The 18,224-nt window shown below is 63.1% G+C and carries 16 protein-coding genes; 11 read left to right on the plus strand and 5 right to left on the minus strand.

Going from position 1 to position 18,224, the window contains the following annotated elements:
• Nucleotides 1–132: 132 nt before the first annotated feature.
• The 3 genes from LA343_RS06200 to LA343_RS06210 are packed head-to-tail and all read left to right on the plus strand — an operon-like array spanning nt 133 to nt 3,180.
• Nucleotides 133–1,233: an acyltransferase family protein gene (locus LA343_RS06200; protein WP_224209140.1), complete on the plus strand. Its 1,101-nt coding sequence runs from the start codon at nt 133–135 to the stop codon at nt 1,231–1,233.
• 8 nt (nt 1,234–1,241) lie between these two features.
• A complete protein-coding gene (locus tag LA343_RS06205; protein WP_025402479.1) occupies nt 1,242–1,760 on the plus strand; it encodes a polyadenylate-specific 3'-exoribonuclease AS in 519 nt (172 codons plus the stop codon).
• Nucleotides 1,761–1,791: 31 nt separating this feature from the next.
• Nucleotides 1,792–3,180, plus strand: coding sequence for a class II 3-deoxy-7-phosphoheptulonate synthase (locus LA343_RS06210; RefSeq protein ID WP_025402480.1), 1,389 nt, complete (start codon nt 1,792–1,794; stop codon nt 3,178–3,180).
• A gap of 95 nt (nt 3,181–3,275) precedes the next feature.
• Here LA343_RS06210 and pknB read toward each other — a convergent pair whose 3' ends face one another.
• Entirely contained in the window at nt 3,276–5,579 is a 2,304-nt protein-coding gene (gene pknB / locus LA343_RS06215; protein ID WP_025402481.1) for a Stk1 family PASTA domain-containing Ser/Thr kinase, read from the minus strand.
• 168 nt (nt 5,580–5,747) lie between these two features.
• On the opposite strand from pknB, the gene LA343_RS06220 reads away from it, so the two are divergent.
• On the plus strand, nt 5,748–6,122 hold the full coding sequence (locus LA343_RS06220; RefSeq protein ID WP_081737292.1) for an Rv2175c family DNA-binding protein: 375 nt from the start codon (nt 5,748–5,750) through the stop codon (nt 6,120–6,122).
• Here the strand turns inward: LA343_RS06220 and LA343_RS06225 are convergent.
• The 3 genes from LA343_RS06225 to LA343_RS06235 are packed head-to-tail and all read right to left on the minus strand — an operon-like array spanning nt 6,022 to nt 10,342.
• Complete coding sequence (locus LA343_RS06225; RefSeq protein ID WP_025402483.1) at nt 6,022–7,611, minus strand: alpha-(1->6)-mannopyranosyltransferase A; 1,590 nt, start codon at nt 7,609–7,611, stop codon at nt 6,022–6,024. The two genes, LA343_RS06220 and LA343_RS06225, sit on opposite strands and share 101 nt — an antisense overlap.
• Nucleotides 7,608–9,248: a phytoene desaturase family protein gene (gene crtI, locus LA343_RS06230; protein ID WP_039910894.1), complete on the minus strand. Its 1,641-nt coding sequence runs from the start codon at nt 9,246–9,248 to the stop codon at nt 7,608–7,610. Before crtI ends, LA343_RS06225 begins: the two co-directional genes overlap by 4 nt.
• Complete coding sequence (locus LA343_RS06235; protein ID WP_025402485.1) at nt 9,248–10,342, minus strand: polyprenyl synthetase family protein; 1,095 nt, start codon at nt 10,340–10,342, stop codon at nt 9,248–9,250. Before LA343_RS06235 ends, crtI begins: the two co-directional genes overlap by 1 nt.
• A 127-nt stretch (nt 10,343–10,469) precedes the next feature.
• On the opposite strand from LA343_RS06235, the gene metF reads away from it, so the two are divergent.
• Nucleotides 10,470–11,438 carry a methylenetetrahydrofolate reductase [NAD(P)H] gene (metF, locus tag LA343_RS06240; RefSeq protein WP_025402486.1) on the plus strand — a complete coding sequence of 323 codons (969 nt, stop codon included), beginning with the start codon at nt 10,470–10,472 and terminating at the stop codon, nt 11,436–11,438.
• Here the strand turns inward: metF and LA343_RS06245 are convergent.
• The gene (locus tag LA343_RS06245) at nt 11,435–12,046 is read right to left on the minus strand and encodes a GNAT family N-acetyltransferase (RefSeq protein ID WP_025402487.1); all 612 of its coding nucleotides are present in this window, start codon (nt 12,044–12,046) and stop codon (nt 11,435–11,437) included. The genes metF and LA343_RS06245 overlap by 4 nt on opposite strands.
• Before the next feature lie 157 nt (nt 12,047–12,203).
• On the opposite strand from LA343_RS06245, the gene LA343_RS06250 reads away from it, so the two are divergent.
• From LA343_RS06250 to LA343_RS06275, 6 genes are all read left to right on the plus strand, one after another.
• Nucleotides 12,204–12,590, plus strand: a complete 387-nt coding sequence (locus LA343_RS06250) for an SAV_6107 family HEPN domain-containing protein (RefSeq protein WP_025402488.1) — start codon at nt 12,204–12,206, stop codon at nt 12,588–12,590.
• A 205-nt stretch (nt 12,591–12,795) separates the two neighbouring features.
• Nucleotides 12,796–13,185: a DUF3040 domain-containing protein gene (locus LA343_RS06255; protein ID WP_025402489.1), complete on the plus strand. Its 390-nt coding sequence runs from the start codon at nt 12,796–12,798 to the stop codon at nt 13,183–13,185.
• A gap of 386 nt (nt 13,186–13,571) precedes the next feature.
• Nucleotides 13,572–14,003, plus strand: a complete 432-nt coding sequence (mraZ, locus tag LA343_RS06260; RefSeq protein WP_025402490.1) for a division/cell wall cluster transcriptional repressor MraZ — start codon at nt 13,572–13,574, stop codon at nt 14,001–14,003.
• Nucleotides 14,004–14,291: 288 nt separating this feature from the next.
• Complete coding sequence (gene rsmH, locus LA343_RS06265; RefSeq protein ID WP_025402491.1) at nt 14,292–15,335, plus strand: 16S rRNA (cytosine(1402)-N(4))-methyltransferase RsmH; 1,044 nt, start codon at nt 14,292–14,294, stop codon at nt 15,333–15,335.
• Nucleotides 15,332–16,282, plus strand: coding sequence for a cell division protein FtsL (locus LA343_RS06270; protein WP_025402492.1), 951 nt, complete (start codon nt 15,332–15,334; stop codon nt 16,280–16,282). The genes rsmH and LA343_RS06270 overlap by 4 nt, the downstream gene beginning before the upstream one ends.
• Before the next feature lie 124 nt (nt 16,283–16,406).
• Nucleotides 16,407–18,224, plus strand: a complete 1,818-nt coding sequence (locus tag LA343_RS06275; RefSeq protein WP_025402493.1) for a peptidoglycan D,D-transpeptidase FtsI family protein — start codon at nt 16,407–16,409, stop codon at nt 18,222–18,224.

Below are 18,224 nucleotides of genomic sequence, written 5' to 3' on the forward strand. Positions count from 1 at the left end.
GCCCAGCACACATCTGTCGAACACCCAGCGCCGCCCCGACGCAGAAACACCGCAGCTGTGGATGCGCCGTGATCAACACCAAGCTTCCTGCACCCCAGGACTGACCAACAGGACGAAGCCGACACCCTACCCATGAAAACTACAGAGAGATCTCTGACCCCCGAATTGGCCGTGGCCCCCCGTCGCCGGGTGGAGTGGGCCGATAGCGCCAAAGGAATGTCGATTATCGGCGTGTGCCTCATGCACGTGGTAACCGCCATTCCCGGGGGAACCGAGACCTCGCTGGGACTGCTGTCCAGCATCCTCGATCCCCTGCGGATGCCATTGTTTTTCTTGGTATCCGGCCTGTTCTCCCACCGGATCCTGGAGCGAACCCTCGGGGATCTCTGGTATCGCCGCCTGTGGTTCCTGCTGGTGCCCTACCTGGTGTTCACCCCAATCCAGGCCGCTCTGCGGCTGCAATTGGATGACAAGCTATCGCTGGAAAACGTCATCAGGGCAATTCTCTTCGGCGACCCAGGCTTGTGGTTCCTCTACTGCCTCATGCTGTACAACGTGGCTGCGTGGTTCCTCCGCAAACAACCCGCCTGGGTGGCCATCGCCCTATCGACTGTTCCCATGTTCATTGCATCTGTAGGTGGCCTCATGCAGGAGCAGAGCTTCCGGCAGGCCTTGACGTGGGCTCCGGTGTTCTTCATCGGTCTGCACTGCAGGAAGTTCTTCTTCGCCCTGGCGGACAACGCGTTCCGCCCAGCACCGATTATCATCTCAGCAGCTTTGTTCATCGCATCGGAATACGCACACCGCGTTGCCTACCGGACTGTCTTCTCCGAGTGGGACGACACCGTGGCAGCCGTCACGGTCGGTACCGGCCTCGTGCGGGCCCTGGCAGCCATTCCCTTCGGAATAGTTGTCGCCACGTGGCTGAGCAACACTCCGCTCATCGGAACGGTGGTGGAATTTCTCGGCCGAATCACGCTGCCGATCTACGTCTCACACCAAGCCTTCCTGTTCTTCCTCCTGCCCGAAATTCCCGCGCTCATTAATTCCGACCCCGAGCTCTTCGGATTCCTTGACACCCCCATTGGCGCCACGTGGTACGGATTGGCGGTGTGCTTCCTCGCCGGCGCGATCTTCTATACCGTGGGTAAAATTCCGGTCCTACGCTGGGTGTTGTACCCGCCGTCCTTGCGGCGTCGAGAGACAAGAACGCACGAAAGAAAGACGGTCTAGCCACACCCATGCGCTACTTCTACGACACAGAATTTATCGAAGACGGCACCACAATCGACCTCGTGAGCATCGGGATCGTGGCCGAAGACGGCCGCGAATTCTACGCCGTGTCCACGGAATTCGACGACAGCCGGGCCGGAGCGTGGGTCCGCAAGAACGTGTTGCCACAGTTGCCGCCGCGCTCATCCAAGGTATGGATGAACCGAGCACAGCTGCGCGACAAGCTCTACGCCTTCCTGTTGCCGGGACACCAGCCGGGGCAGCGGCTGCACCCGAGTGATCGTCCCGAACTATGGGCCTGGGTTGGTGCCTACGACCACGTAGCGCTGGCGCAACTGTGGGGCGACATGACCAAGCTTCCACAAGAACTGCCGCGATTCACCCACGAACTCAAGCAACTATGGGAGCTGGCCGGGCGGCCACGGCTGCCCGAAGCGCCGTCCAATGCGCACGACGCCTTGGCAGATGCGCGGTTCAATGCCGTGAAATATCGGCTCAGTGCCGCTGCCTTGCGGTCCTTAAGGTAAAGAGTGAAACGACGTAACGTATGCTCTTCCTATGGCTTGGAATATTGATGTACCGCTAGAAGAACTGCCCGACCTCCCGCCACTGCCCGACAAGCTGGCCAAGCAACTGGACGATGTCCTTTCCCGCGACGCCAAGCAGCAGCCGAGCTGGGACCCGGACCACGCTGCCCGCGTGCGCCGCATCCTCGAATCCGTCCCGCCAATCGTGGTGGCACCGGAAATCCGCGCGCTGAAGAAGCAGCTCGCCGACGTTGCTCTGGGCAAGGCTTTCCTGCTGCAGGGCGGCGACTGCGCCGAGACTTTCGAAACCAACACCGAACCGCACATCCGCGGCAACGTCAAGACTCTGCTGCAGATGGCCGTGGTGCTGACCTACGGTGCCTCTACTCCTGTGGTGAAGATGGGCCGCATCGCCGGCCAGTACGCCAAGCCGCGTTCTGCAGATCGCGATTCTAGCGGCCTGCTGAGCTACCGCGGTGACCTCGTCAATGGCGTGGAAGCCACCGAGGAAGCCCGCAAGCACGATCCTTCCCGCATGGTTCGGGCATACGCCAACGCATCGGCCGCGATGAACCTGGTGCGCGCCCTGACTACCTCTGGCACCGCCGACCTGTACAAGCTGCACTCGTGGAACCGCGAGTTCGTCTCCCAGTCCCCGGCCGGTGCGCGCTACGAGGCGCTGGCCCAGGAGATCGACCGTGGCCTAGAGTTCATGTCCGCCTGTGGCGTGAGCTCGGAGACGCTGCACAGTGCCAACATCTTCGCTTCCCACGAGGCATTGGTGATGGACTACGAGCGCTCCATGCTGCGCCTGGCTCACGACGCTGAGGGCAACGACGCGCTCTACAATCTCTCCGCACACCAGGTGTGGATCGGCGAGCGCACCCGCGGTCTGGACGATGCCCACATCCGCTTCGCCGCCATGATCTCCAACCCGGTCGGCGTGAAGATCGGTCCCACGACCACGCCCGAGGAGGCCGTGGGTTACGTGCGCGCCCTGGATCCGCATAATGAGCCCGGCCGCCTGACCTTGATCTCGCGCATGGGCTACGACAAGGTGCGCAACGTCCTCCCCGACATCGTCAAGGCCGTGGAAGCCACCGGCCACAAGGTCATCTGGCAGTGCGACCCCATGCACGGCAACACCTACACCTCATCCAATGGATACAAGACCCGCGACTTCGACCGCATCATCGACGAAGTACAGGGCTTCTTCGAGGTGCACCGCGCGCTGGGTAGCCACCCGGGCGGCATCCACGTGGAGCTCACCGGCGAGGATGTCACCGAGGTCGTCGGCGGCGGCCAGTCCATCACCGACCTGGACCTGCCGGAGCGCTACGCCACGACCGTGGACCCGCGCCTGAACACCCAGCAGTCGCTGGAGCTGGCGTTCCTCGTGGCGGAGATGCTGCGCAACTAGCACCGTAAGCATATAAGCACAACAAAAGGCCACACCCCAGGTCATCCAAGCCCCTGGGATGTGGCCTTCGTGTGTGTCATCTCACGGTGCGTCAGCTAGATCGTGCTGATCTCGATGGTGTCGCCTTCCTCGGCTGTGGACCCTGGGCTCGGGGACTGCCGGTACACCCTGCCGTTCGGGTCGCCGTTGAGTTTCACATCAAAGCCCTGCTCCTGTAGCTGGCGCTTCGCCGATTCACCCGTCTTGCCCAGCACGAACGGCACTTTCTGCGCGTTGGATACGCGAAGCGTCACTCTCGTGTCGCCGTTCGGATCGAGCCTCGAGTCCTTCGACGGGCTCTGCTGTGCCACGTCTCCGGCGTCAACGCTGCTATCCGCGACCGGCTCGCCCTCCACCGGGATTAGGCTCTTGTCGCGGAGGATCCGGATGGCGTCGTCGAGGCTCTTGCCCTCAACGTCGGGAACCTTGATCGCGTTGGACACCACGAGGGTGACCTCGGACTTGCCGGGAACCTTCGTCCCGGATGCTGGCTCGGTGCGGATGGCACCGCCGCCATCCTCGTCGCTGCTGAACTCTTCGACGACCTTGACCTCAAGGCCCACTTTCTCCAAGGCTCGCACGGCACTGGATTTATCCTTGCCTCTCACGTCCGGCACATCGACTGGCTTGGGTCCCTTGCTCACGTGCACTTCCACCGCGGAATCGACGGGTACTTCAGTGCCGCCCGAAGGAGATACCGAGGCGATATGACCCGCAGCGACGTCGTCGGAGTACACCTCGCTGGATTCTCGGAGCCGAAGGGTGCGTTCCTGGAGTTTCCGGGTGTAGCTAGTTACCGACTCGGCCACACCAATCGGCGGCACGGTCGGCTTGCCGAGTGATACGAGCACCGCTACCCGGCTTCCTCGCGTTGCTCGATCACCAAAAGGGGGATCGGTGCCCATCACCGATTGCGCGGCTGCGATGTTGTCGTAGCGTTCCTCCAGCGTGCTGGTGAAGCCCGCATCTTCCACTGTTGCCTGGGCTGTGGTGGTATCCATCCCGACGACATCAGGGATCGTTCCGTACCGGCCACTACTGAACCACCAGGCGCCCACAACGACAGCCGCCACAAGTAGGACGATCGTGGCAGACCACACGATGGTTTTCACGGGGGAGCGGTTCGTCAGCGGGGCGCGGGCCGGAACGGATCGGCTGGGCGCTGGCCGCTGCTGCGCGCCGTTGCTCGGGCTGCTCGGGCCGCTCGGGCCGTTCGGGTTGTGGTTGTGTGGATGAGCGGGGTTGGTTGGCTGCGCATGCAGCGGAGGAAGTGGTGCCGCCGCGGTGCCGGACGCGGGCGGGGGAGTGACCTCGTTGCGCGGCGGGGGCGTATAGGGCGAATACCCAGCCGGATCGTAGTTCTGCAGGGCCGTCTGGGAGGTGGCGGGCCCCTCCTGCGGGGGAACGTCCACCACGCGGGTTGCCATGGACTCGTGATCCCACGACTTACGCTCGCCGAAGTCGGTGCCCTCAAGGGCCCGGTGCACAGCGCTATCGTGCGGCGCTGGGACATTAAAGGCGGGGATGTCCAGCTCATCGACGACTCGACCGACTTCATCGAGGAATTCCTCGCCGTCGGCAAAGCGAAGCTCCGGATCGGAGTGGCACGCGCGGAGCACAAGGTCATCGATTTCGACCGGAACGCCGTCAATGTAGCTGGATGGCGGCGGAACGTCGCGGTGCAGGCGAGCCACGGCGGTGTCCGTGGGGTTGTCCTCACGGAAGGGAACCGCGCCAGTGAGTAGCTCGAACAGCAGGATGCCTGCGGAGTACACGTCGCTGGCCTGGGTGAGCTGCTCGCCGCGAACCTGCTCGGGGGACAGGTAACCAACGGTGCCGATGACCTGGCCCGTGGTCTGATCACCCACCGCGTTGGTGGCGCGGACCAGTCCGAAGTCCGCCAGCTTTACCCGGTGGCGATCGCTGATGAGAACATTATCGGGCTTGATATCCCGGTGGATCATGCCCACGGAGTGGGCCACGGACAACGCCGTGAGCACCGGCTGCATCACCGCCATCGCCGCGTGTGGAGGCATCGGGCCGCGTTCCTTGAGAAGCTCGCGCAGCGAGCCACCCTCTACGAGCTCCATCACTAAGAACACGTAGTCCCGATCCACGCCCTGGTCGAAGACGTTCACGAGGGAGGGGTGGTTCAAGCGGGCCACCGCGCGGGCCTCGCGCTCAAAGCGAGTGCGGAAGGCAGGCTCCGTAGCCAGTGCGGGATCCATGACCTTGACGGCCACTTCCCGGTCCAAACGGGTATCCACCGCAATGTAGACGGTGGACATGCCACCCTTGGCGATCTGCGCGCCAATGCGGTAGCGACCTTCCAGAAGGTCCCCCGGATACAACTGGCTCACAATTCTCCTTTGCCGATCTCACTGGTCTCGCTAGCTGATATGAAAATCTCGATTACTCGATTATACGGCCCTCAGAGACACCCACCGAACGGCAACCGCGCCGCAGCCGCACACAGATCGTGAGTCGACGCGTAAGTCGCATGAGTACAGTCAAGTACACTAACCTCCGTGAGTACAACGCTTGAAAAAGAAACCAATGGAGTTCCCGCCGGCGAGCCCGTGATCACTGTCCCGGATGCGGCGGAACGCATGAACGTGGTCGTCACCAAGGTCATGGACATGCTGCGCAGCAAGCGAGTCCTAGCCGTAGAGGTCAACGGAGTCCGCCACATTCCCGAGCGATTCTTCAACCCCTCCGGCGAGCTCAACAAGTTCGTGCCCGGCGTGATCGCCCTGCTCAGCGACGGCGGTTACGAAAACCGGGAGATCCTGGAGTACCTGTTCACCGCCGATGATTCTCTGCCAGGTCGTCCGGTAGACGCCCTGCATGGTCACCTGGCTCGCGAGGTGATGCGCCGGGCGCAGGCGATGGCGATTCTATAAACTCGCCGCTGGCCGAGCAACGCAGGTACCACGTGTCCGTCTTGGCCGGTGGCAGCCCGGGCCGGTAGCCCAGGGTGACCATGACGACCCATCCGATGGCCACGGCGAGGCCAATGACCCACCAGAGTTCGTAGAGGCGGTTGTTGCCGCCGCCATCGAACATCATGCACATCCACATCGACAGCACCGCAGTGACATAGATGACGCGCCGATCCTTGGCCCACAGCGCAATGAGCGCCAGGGGAGCCGTGTAGTACCACGGCAGGGTCACGGAGTTGAGCACGCACGTGACCAGGTAGGCAATGGTCATGCCCTTGAGCGCGGTGATCTCGTCCTTGCGGTAGATCAGCCACACTGGCACCATCGCGATCACCATGGCGATGGCGGTGGCGGGGCGCACCACGGCGAGAATCGCGTTGAACGTGATGTCGTCGTTAAACCTGGACAGCACCGGCGCCAACGTCGATGCGATAAACGACGGCAGTGCCAGGGGGTTGATCACCTTTGTGTTGCCGGTGACCTCGGCCACCCAGCCCCATGTTTGCGACGTCACCACGGTCAGCCCCGCCAAGCTCGCGAGCATCGCCACCACGGACACCACGCCGGTCCAGAGCAAGGTGAAAAACCGGTTGCCGCCGAAGCGCGAGACCATCATCCATACCATGAAGGGCAACGCGATGAATGCCGTGGCCTTGATGGCCACGCCCACGCCAATGAGTGCTGCTCCCGCAAAGCCCCACGCAGGGCGGTATTTCACCGTCAGGACAATCGCCACCAGCACGCACGCCATCATGATGTTCTCGTTGTGCATGCCGCCGATGAGGTGAATGATGCTCAGCGGATTAAACACCCCGAGCCATAGCGCCACGGCGGGCCGGGCGCCAAAATGGCGGGCGAGCTGCACTACGGCCCACGCCATGATCCCCACGGAAATCAGCGACAGTGCCTTGTAGGCCAACACGCCCGCGGTGATGTTGTCTCCCGTGATGGACGTGATGGCATCGCCGATGCCGAGGTGCAGCGGTCCATACGGGGTCGTGGTGTTGCGCCAATCCGGGCTGACCTCGTACAACAGTGGGCCCGGGTTAGAGGCCGCGCCGTCGTGGTACGGGTTGAAGCCGTCCCTCGTCAACGTGCCCTGCATGAGGTACGAGTACACGTCCCGCGACATCAGTGGTCCCGCGAACACGAGCGGACCAATCCACGCCGCCACGGCGGACGGCCGCAGGTGCTCCCCGAAGCGAAGAATCCGGCCGCCGACGATAATCCAGCTCACCAGCAGACCAGCCACGCCCACCCACATCACCGTGAGCAGCATGCCCGCGGCGTGGCCGAAGGTCAGGGAGGTCAGGCCCAAACCCTGCATGATGCCGCCACGCGCGCGGATCGCGCCCACCGCGTGCGAGCACAGCATGATGATGATGCTTCCGACCAGCCCAATGATGATGCCCGACCGGTAGGTCGCACCGCGCAGCTTGTTGGAGATCACCGCACGCCACCGCCGGTGATTCGCCGCGCGGCCAGCGCGCCCGAGAGGATGACGGTCGGCACGCCCACGCCCGGGGTGGTGGAGGAACCGGCCAAGATGAGGTTGTCGATGCCGAAGGCCTCCGCGTTGCGCGGGCGGAACGGCCCCGTCTGCGTGAACGTATGCGCCAGTGCGAACGGCGTACCCGCGCCGAAGCCTTGCGCCCGCCACGTCAGCGGCGTGTCTACCCGGGCGATCGACATGTCGGAGATCCCCGTAAAGCCACGCTGTTCCAGCACACCCAGCATGTCCTCCACGTAGTGGTCCTGAATCGCCGCCCAATCGATCTCTGCAGTCTGCAGGTTCGGGGCGGGGGCCAGCACACTGATGGGTTCGTACTCGCCCACTCGGCGGGTCGGTGCGCTCATAGCAGGGCGGGTGATGAGCATCGACGGGTCGGACATCAGCGACGAGCCGGTGATTTCCTTGAAGGTCTCGTCCCATGCCTCGCCGAAACTGATGGTGTGGTGGCGCTGTGACGACCACGCTGCCGCTTGTGTCGTCGAGACCAAACCATGGACAACCACCGCGGACGGCGACCAGCGCAGGGGAGCGAAACGCCGCCACAACCTACGCGCGGCGGAGTGCGAGACGAGCTGGCTCGACCGGCCCGATTCCGCCAGCATCTGCCCCACGACGGGCAGATCCGGGGTGGCGATCACCGCGTCGGCGAGGACCTGCTCACCATCGGCCGTGATCACTCCGGTGATCCGATTATCGGCGAAGGTTGCGCTGCTCACAGGCGTGTTTGTCCTGATATCGACGCCCGCAGCCTGCGCAGCCGACGCCATGAATTCGGGTACCTCGCCCATGCTGTGCCGGGGGTAGAACACGCCCATCGTCGTGTCCATGTGGGAAATGACCGAATACACCGCCAAGGCCTTCTTCGGCGCCGCGCCGGCGTAGAGGGCTTGGAAGGTGAAGAGGCGCTCGAGTTCGGCGTCGCCGATATGGCGATGAGCGATCCGGCCCATCCGGCCGAAAGCACCGAGGGAGGCGAGCATGCCCAGATCGGTGGCCGAGGCCGGAGTGGCGAACAGATCGGCTACGCCATCGAAGTCCGCTGCAAGGAAGTTTTCAAAGCTGGCCTGGAAGACTTCCTGGGCCCAGCTGCGGTGGGCGAGGTAGCCGTCGATGAGCGGTTGAGCCGGGGTGTTCTTGGTCCCGGCGAAGCGGCGGATTTCCTCGCACATGGTGCTGCTGTCGTTGAACACCTCGGCGTAGCGGCCGCTGGCGAACTCTGCGCGGTAGGCGGGGCGCAGGCGATTGACCTGGAAGCCCTTGGGGTCGATGCCCACGGCGGAGACGGCCGACTCGATGAGCCCCGGCATCGTGAGAACCGTGGCGCCGGTATCTGCCTCGAATGTGCCAGCGGGGCTGGTGAGTGTTTCGGTGCGGCAGCGGCCACCGACCTGGTCGCTGGCCTCGAGGACCGTCACCTCGCGCCCAGAGGCGCGGAGACGCAACGCAGCGGACAACCCGGCGAGGCCCGCGCCGATGATGACGACGCGGTCGGTGGGGCCGGCGAGGCGTTCGCGCACCGTGGGGCGCGTCATCGGAACCAGCGGGCGGGGGAGATTGAGGTGGTGGCGTGGCATTAAAAGCTCCGGTGGGTTAGCTTCTCGGCGAGTGCAGCGAGTTCGTTGGTGATATCTGGGTCGAAGTCCGCCGAGTGGATAGCGTCGATCGCCCGCGTGGAGTGCTTGGCGATGAGGTTTTCCACGCGCTGATCGGCGCCGGTGTCCACGATGATGCTCTTGAGCTCGTCCACGTTGGCATTCGGGTCACCCAGGCCTGCGCGGAGCCGGGTGGCGGCTGCGGAGTCGTTGGTGCTGAGCGCGTAGTTGATCAATGTGGTGCGCTTGCCGGAACGCAGATCGTCGCCGGCTGGCTTGCCCGTGACTGCCGGGTCGCCGAACACTCCCAGTTGGTCGTCGCGGAGCTGGAAAGCCACGCCGATATCGTGGCCGATGCCTCGGAGCAGGTCGATGGTCTGTCGATCGGCGCCGACCAGGGCCGCGCCGATGTGCAAGGGTCGCGCGACCGTGTACGAGGCCGTCTTGTACGTGATGACCGACATGGAATCGGCCACATCCTCGCTGCCGTTGGCCTCCACGGCGACATCGAGGATCTGTCCGGCGATGACTTCGGTGCGCATGGCGCGCCATGCCGGGCGGGTGCGCTCCAGGGCGGAGGCGGGCAGGCCGGCGCCGTTGAACATGTCGTCCGCCCAGGAAAACGCGAGGTCGCCGCAGAGGATGGCTTGCGATACGCCGTAGTGTTCGGCGGAACCGTGCCAGGAATTCTCCCGGTGCTCGGCCTCGAACGACCGGTGCGCGGTGGGGTGGCCGCGCCGGGTGTCGGAGGCGTCAATGATGTCATCGTGTATGAGGGCGCAGGCCTGGATGAACTCTAAGGCGCTGATAGCGGTGAGCAGGGAGCTGGCGGCGGGGAGTTCCGCGTCTGGGTTTGTGTGGCTGAGCCCGGCTCGCACGCCGGCCCAGGCGAAGGTGGGGCGCACCCGCTTACCCCCGTTGAGGATGAACCCTCGCAGGATGTCAATGGCCGTGTCGACTGCCGGGTTGATGTGCCCGAATTCCTCAGCTGAGCTGGTGAGGTAGTCATCGAGTCGCGCGTTCACCGCGTCCGGGACGTCGCGAAGGGAGGAGTTCATGTGCCAGGGCGCATTCATAGTGGTTCATTGTAGTTGGCTGCCGGGTCCTTTCGTGAACTGCTCGGCGGGCTGGAATGTGTCAGCGTGGGGGTGATTTCGGCGATCCGGGTTGAAATGAACAGCTCTGTCTATATGATCAACACCCATGACTGGCATGAATAGGCAGATCGCTGTTTCGCAGACCCTGGCGCTGAACACCCCGGGTCGCGTGCCCTTTTCTGTGGAATTCATGCCGCCGCGTGACGATGCCGCTGAGGAGCGACTGTGGAATGCGGCCGAGGCCTTCCATGACCTTGGCGTGAGTTTTGCCTCGGTGACGTACGGAGCCGGTGGTGGCACCCGGGAGCGCACCCTGCGCGTTGCCGAGCGCCTGGCCACCAAGCCGTTGACCGCATTGGTGCACATGACGTTGGTGAATCACACCACCGAGGAGCTGCAGGACATGCTCCGCGGTTATGCCGAACGCGGCCTCACCAACCTGCTGGCGCTGCGTGGCGACCCGCCGGGTGACCCGAACGCGCCGTGGGTGAAGACTGAGGGCGGCCTGGAGTATGCCAAGGAACTTATTGAGCTGGTGCGCGAGATGCCGGAGTGTGAGAACTTCGATATCGGCATCGCCAGCTTCCCTGAAGGCCACTACCGTGCCCCAGACTTAGATGCCGATACCGCCTTCACCCTAGAAAAGCTGCGCGCCGGGGCGCAGTATTCGATTACGCAGATGTTCTTCGATATTGATCACTACCTGCGCCTGCGCGATCGCTTGGCCCGCGCGGATCGCGAGCATGGCTCGAAGCCGATCATTCCGGGGCTCATGCCCATCACCTCGCTTCGCAGTGTGCGTCGTCAGATGGAGTTGGCTGGGGCTAGCTTGCCATCCGATCTTGAGCGTCGACTCCTAGATGCCGCCAACGGTGACGAGGTGAAGAACAAGGATGCCATCCGCGAGGTCGGCATCGAGGTCACTACCGAGATGGCCGAGCGTCTCATCGCGGAGGGTGCTCCCGACCTGCACTTCATGACCATGAATAACGTACGCGCCACCCAGGAGGTGCTCCACAACCTCGGCATGGCCCCGGCGTGGGGACCGGACCTGGGCCACGACATGGTTCGCTAGCGCACGGGTCGCGACAGGATTCCGAAGGGGCGTGGGTCGGCGGGGAACTGAAAATTGCGCAACACGTCCGTGAACCCGAGCCTGCGGTAAAGCCGCCAGGCCGCGTTGCTCTCACCGGGCACTTCCGGCGTGGACAGCATCACGGTGCTTTGGGGGATACGGGGCAGAAGGCTTTCGAACAGGGCCCGCCCGATTCCCTGGCCCTGCATGTTGGGCTGAACGTGGATTTCGGACAGCTCCGCGTAGTCAGTCAGGGTGTGCGAGATCTCCAATTGCGTCATTTCGGTCTCGGCGAGTCCGCGGGCTACTTGCCGGTACCACCACGTTTCCGGGGTGCCACGGAAGGTGAAGGCGATGCCCACGCAGCGCTGCCGGCTGTCGCTGGGGTCCGGTGGCGCTGCCGTGGAGTGGAGCATGGCCATGGCACAGGTGAAGTCGGGGTAGGAAGAATTATGGAGCCACAGTGAGGCGCGCTGGGCGCGCGTGCTGCTTGGGTAATCCATCGCCCGCAGGTGCACGTCGACGAGCTCGTCCAGGCGGCGGACAAAGTCCCGATTAGTCGCTGGGACGGTATCCACCGTGAACGCTGTGGTCTGCTCGATGCTCATAGGGATTATCGTGCCACGTCATGAGTGCTGATGGTGGCGATACGGGGAAACTGAATCGACATTAAATAGAACACATGACCTAATTGGGGGAGAGACCTGCGAGGGAATGTCTCAGTCGTTCGTATCGTTGTGGATAACACAAGGAAAGGAGAGCGTCATGGCAGCTCGAAAGCTATCTGCCGAGGCGTATATCGCGAACGCGGAGCAGCAGCTGGCGTATGCCGCCGCGGAAACACGGGGGCCGGAATCGCTGATCTACTCCTACCGTGCCGCGCTGCGCGCAGCCGGCGCCCTGATTGAGTGGGGGATGCGAGACCGGAAGCGGAGGCCTACTGGAAGTGCGTGGGCTAAGTTGCGCAAAGTGCAACCGGAGTTCTCGGAGTGGGCAGACGTATTCGAAGCTCACGCCCGGCTTGCCAGCCGAGCGGGTATGGGATTGGAGTCAGAGATATCGGAAGTGGTCGTGAGGGCGCTGTACACGGATGCCGTCAACTTCCTCAGTGAAGTGAGGGGAACGGTTTATTCGCTACCAGACGTTGCCTAGCTGCGGTAGACTTGGATTAGTGCAATTGCTTACATAGACGCACCCTTCCTGTGGAGGGGGAACGTCCGGCGCTGAACTCATGCGGAGTTCCTATTCTGTAGTCCAGCTGAGAAATTGGCTGTCGTGGAACTTTTCACGTGGGCTACGCGTTGTAGTAAGGACAACAACGTTTCCAACGACTATCGGTCAACCCCTGGAGGTCACAGTGGCCCTTTCGGAGCAAGAACAAAAGATGCTCGCGGAGATCGAGCAGGCTCTGATCGCTGAGGATCCCCGCTTCGCCAAGCGAGCATCCAAGGCTGAATCAGGTGGCGTCTCATTCAACATCCGTTCTGTGGCGCTGATCATGCTGGGGCTCGTTGGCCTGATTGGCGGCATTGCTCTCGCGCAAACGTCCCTCTGGTTCGTTGTTCTGAGCGTATTCGGCTTCATTGTGATGTTCGTTGGCGGACTCATGGCCTTCAGGGGCGGAGCCGGTGGTGCTGTGCAGCGCAACGCAGGCAAGAACAAGAAGAAGTCCCCGAAGTCCTCGCCACGGCAAGGTGGGATTGGCGACAAGATGGAAGACAGCTTCCGTCGCCGCTTTGAGCGCTAACCCCCCAAAAAAACTCAACACGAAACGCCCCCTCGGGGGCGTTTTTTGTGTCTGTAGGGCTTTTCTTGGCTCTGCTGGAACCTGCATGAGCGTCGGCGTAGGCATAATAGATCACCTTTTGCCCCACTTTCCCCCACAAGGAAGTCTGGATGCATTAGTGCTGGTAGCTGGGCTAAGAGAACAAGAAAATTGGCGAAAATATTCCCAACTTTGCCGTGTGTGGTGGTGTTCGTGGGGGAGAGTGGGGTAAAGTGGGGCGTGCTGGAGGGGTAGAGCGCCTGCAGCGACGACAAACTTCATAGGGAATGCGGCATAAGCAGCGAAGATGCCGCGCGCTAGATAGGTCTCACTAGGCAAGGCACCACACACGAGGAAAGGGGCCGAACATGTTCTTCGGCACCTTCACTCCGAAGCTGGACGACAAGGGTCGCTTGACCCTGCCCGCCAAGTTCCGGGACGACCTGGCCGATGGCCTCATGGTCGTGAAGGGACAAGACCACAGCTTGGCTGTCTATCCCCGGGATGAATTCCTCGTCCGGGCGCGTAAGGCAACGGCCACCTCTCGGTCGAACCCCAAGGCGCGTGCGTTTCTGCGCAACCTCGCTGCCAGTGCCGATGAGCAGGAGCTCGACTCGCAAGGTCGCGTGTCCCTGTCCGCCAACCACCGCACCTACGCGGGGTTGAACAAGGAATGCGTGGTCATCGGCAACGTGGACTTCATTGAGATCTGGGATGCCCAGGCCTGGGAGGCTTACAGCGCCAAGCACGAGGAAGACTTCTCGGAGGCCGACGACGAAGCCTTCGCAGAGTTCCTCTAGCAGCTCCGCTGCTCGACTCCAACGGCTCGGCCCTAACGAAAGAGAACAACTTAATAGAGATCAGAGAGTGTGCGCAGGCCCTTACCTGCGTGGACGACGTGGTGACTTGATGTACTTCCCCAATATCAAGCCCGCACCCACGCAGGTGAGGCCCTGTCCGCACTCTCTTTGCTTTTCTCCACAGCGCAAGGGGCCAAGCGCCCCATGGTGGCGTCGAGAAAAGAAAGACCGCAAAAGAGAACAACAGTGCGCAGGCACTCACGACACCATCCGAGAAAGGAGGCACACATGGAACAGCAGAAGGAGCAGCACAAGGAGCACGGACACACTCCCGTCATGCGCGACCGCATGGTCGAGTTGATTGGGCGTGGCATGAACGGTGCTGCGCCCGTCATCGTTGATGGCACACTCGGCGCAGGCGGTCACAGTGAAGCGTTCCTGGAGGCCTTCCCGGATGCGATCGTCGTGGGTCTGGACCGCGACCCCAACGCACTGGCTGAAGCGCAGGAGCGCCTGGCCCGATTCGGCGATCGATTCTGCAGCTACCGCACTCGCTTCGATGGCATTACCGACGCGCTCGAGGATCTCATCGCCAACGGCGACGTACCCGAGAGCGTGCGGGAGACCGGGATTTCGGGCTTCCTCTTCGACCTGGGTGTCTCCTCCATGCAGCTGGATCAGCCCGAGCGTGGGTTTGCCTACAGCGTCGATGCGTCGCTCGACATGCGAATGGATCCCAGCACGTCGCTGACCGCAGCAGAAATTCTCAACACGTACAGCCACGGCGATATCGCCCGGGTACTCAAGACCTACGGTGATGAGCGCTTCGCGGGCAAGATCGCCTCGGCCGTAGTACGTGAGCGGGAGAAAGAGCCGTTCACCACGTCCGCCCGGCTCGTGGAGCTGCTGTACGCCACCATCCCGGCGGCCGCCCGGCGCACCGGCGGTCACCCCGCCAAGCGCACCTTCCAGGCCCTGCGCGTGGAGGTGAACGCTGAGCTGGAGAGCCTTTCGCAGCTCATCCCCGAGGCGACCCGCTGGCTCGGGATCGGGGGAGTGGGAGTGTTCATGTCCTACCAGTCCCTCGAAGACAAGATCGTCAAGCAAGCGCTCACGAAGCTGTGCACGTCGAGCACCCCGCCCGGGCTGCCCATGGACCTGCCGGGCACCGAAGCGGAGTTCGAGATGATCACCCGCGGCAGCGAAAAAGCCACGCCGGAGGAGATCGAATCCAATCCGCGGGCCGCACCAGTCCGCGTGCGGGCAGCCCAACGAGTAAGCGCACGAGAGCAAACCACATTCCCACTACACCGTTCAAAGGATCGAGCATGACCGCCACCACAGGTTCCCTCCACGACCTGCGCGCCACCGCGACCGGACGCGCCTCGCGAGGCGCTGCAGGCAGCGTAGGCACGGCAGTAACGGCAGGCACAGTTCGTGGTGCTTCACGGCCGAATACCGTTCGACGTAGCCCCCGCGGTACCTCCCGCGCGGGCGCGGGTGCCGGCGCGACTGTGGCATCGACCGCCGTGATTCCGCAGCGCACCGCCCCCGGCCGTGCGAAGCCCCTTCACCCGGCAGCGCCGCTGCCCGCTCAGCGCAAGCAGAAGACGCGCCGCCTGGGGTCGCAGCAGCAGGTCTCTATCCGCGGGCGCCGGATCATCGCCAAGGAAGGCGACCGCCGCCTCACTCGGCTCGTGGTCATTGGCATCGCGGCACTCGTTGTGGGAATCACCTGCGTGATGTACTTCTCGGGCCTGTCCACCCAGCAGAGCTTCGAGATCGCAGCGGCGAAGAACAAGAGCTCCACCCTGGCTAACGAGCTCGCCACGTTGGAGAAGGATGTCGCCAACGCGCAGTCATCCGGCCACATTACGGCCGAGGCCACCCGACTGGGTATGGTCAAGCCCGGCCAAGCGGGAGTTCTTGTGGACAACAGTGGCGCGGTCACGGAGGCCCGTCCGGCCGACTCGTCCAAGGACGCGCCGGTGGTGGATGTCAACGGTGATGTTCGTCGCCGGGGCGCCACGAGTGACCCGAACCGTACTAACCACGTGGAGGGCCTGGCTCCAAACGAGGCCGTGGCCGCTGGCAACATTGCCCCCAACGCGGTTGCCCCCAACCCCGCCGCACCCGGCCAGCCCGCTCCGGCAGCGCCGCCTGCCGCCTCGAACCCTGGCGCACCGGCAGCGCCCGCCGCACCTGCAGCTCCTGCTGCCCAGCCCGGAGCTTTGCCGTATAGTGACCGACTCGCTCCCACCGCGCCTCCTGCGCCTTAAGCCACAACTTTGCAACACGCCGGGGACAATCCCCGGCCCCTTGTGTTTTTCAAGGGGAGAATGAACCGAATGGAAAAGGAGGGCAGCGTTGGCCAAACCACGCTCGGTAGACGGTAATTCCTGGATGATCCTGGATACCTCGTCTGGCCGATTCAACAAGCGCGTCCGCCTCATTCTCCTCGTTATCTTTATCCTGGTCATTGCCCTCGTCTTGCGATTGGTTTGGGTGCAGTTCGTCGCCAGCTCGGCGCTGTCGGAACAGGCTCAGCAGCAACGAACCGCGGTGATCGTGGAACCCGCCAAGCGCGGCACCATCACCGACCGCAACGGCAATGATCTTGCCTACACCATGGATGCCCGGTCGCTGTCCGTGCACCCCAACAAGCTGCGCGAATTCATGCAGCAGCGCCACGATCTCTACCCGGATACCGTTCCCGAACCTGACAAGCGGATCGATGAGATCGTCGACAAGCTTCCGGAGATGATCCGCGGCGAAGGTGTCGATATTAAGAAGGAAGATCTGCGCAAGAAGCTCGAATCCAACGAGCCCTACGTAGTTCTCGTTCGCAACGTGGATCCCGATGTGGCGCAGAAGGTTGCCGAAGAGTTCCCGGAAATCACTTCCGAGCGCCAAGACCTGCGCCAATACCCGAACGGTGCCGTGGGCGAGAACATGATCGGCAAGATCAACACGGATAACCAGGGCCAGTTCGGCCTTGAGCTCTCCCAGGACTCTCGCCTTCAAGGCATCAACGGTTCTCGCACCGTGGACGTGGCCGGCGATGGTTACCTCATCCCCGGTTCCACCCGCGACCAGCATCCTGCGGTCAACGGCGAGAACTACAAGCTGACCATCGACGTAGACGCGCAGGCCTATATCCAGCAGGTGCTGCAGCAGACCAAGGACAAGACCAAGGCCAAGTCCGCGAACGCCGTGGTGCTCGATGCCCACACGGGCAAGATCATCGCGATGGGCTCAAGCGACACGATCAACCCCAATGGTGACATCGAAAAGCAGCTCAAGGCCGGCAAGGTCTTCGGCGATCGCAATACCACCGATGTGTTCGAGCCGGGTTCGGTCGCCAAGATCATGACTGCCTCCGCCGCGATCCAGGAGGGCAAGACCACCCCGGACGAGGTCCTCCAGGTCCCGGGCAGCATCAACATGGCCGGTGTCACCGTCAAGGACGCCTGGAATCACGGCGTGGTTCCGTACACGACCACGGGTATCTTCGGTAAGTCCTCCAACGTCGGCACCCTCATGTTGGCTCAGCGGGTTGGCGAGGAGAAGATGTACGACTACTTCCGCACGTTCGGCATCGGCCAGCAGCCCGGCTCCGCCCTGCCGTACGAAACGGCCGGCTACCTGCCCGAACTATCTCAGTGGTCGGGCGGTACCTTCGCCAACCTCCCGATCGGCCAGGGCATGTCCACGAGCCTGCTGCAGATGACGAGCATCTACCAGACCCTCGCCAACGATGGTGTGCGCATCGAACCGCGCCTCATCGATAGCATCACCACCCCGGACGGCCAGACGATCACCCCGGATGCGCCGAAGGAAACCCGCGTGGTGTCTCCCAAGACGGCCCGCACGGTCGTCGACATGTTCCGCGCCGTCACCCAGTCGGACCCCAGCGGCGTGCAGCAGGGAACCGGCGCCGCCGCGGGCATCGAGGGTTATCAGATCTCCGGCAAGACTGGTACCGCTCAGCAAACCGATCCGAAGACCGGCGCGTACTCCAACTCGAATTACTGGATCACGTTCGCGGGCATCGCCCCGGCTGATAACCCGCGCTTCGTGGTGGGCATAATGTTGGATAATCCCCAAAGCGGTGGGTCGGCCGCCCCGACGTTCCACGAGATCGCGTCGTGGCTGCTCGACCACTACAACGTGCCGCTGTCCGGCGACCCCGGGCCCAAGTTGATGCTGGAGGCGAACTAG

It is taken from the genome of Corynebacterium falsenii (genome assembly GCF_020099275.1).
Classification (GTDB): domain Bacteria; phylum Actinomycetota; class Actinomycetes; order Mycobacteriales; family Mycobacteriaceae; genus Corynebacterium; species Corynebacterium falsenii.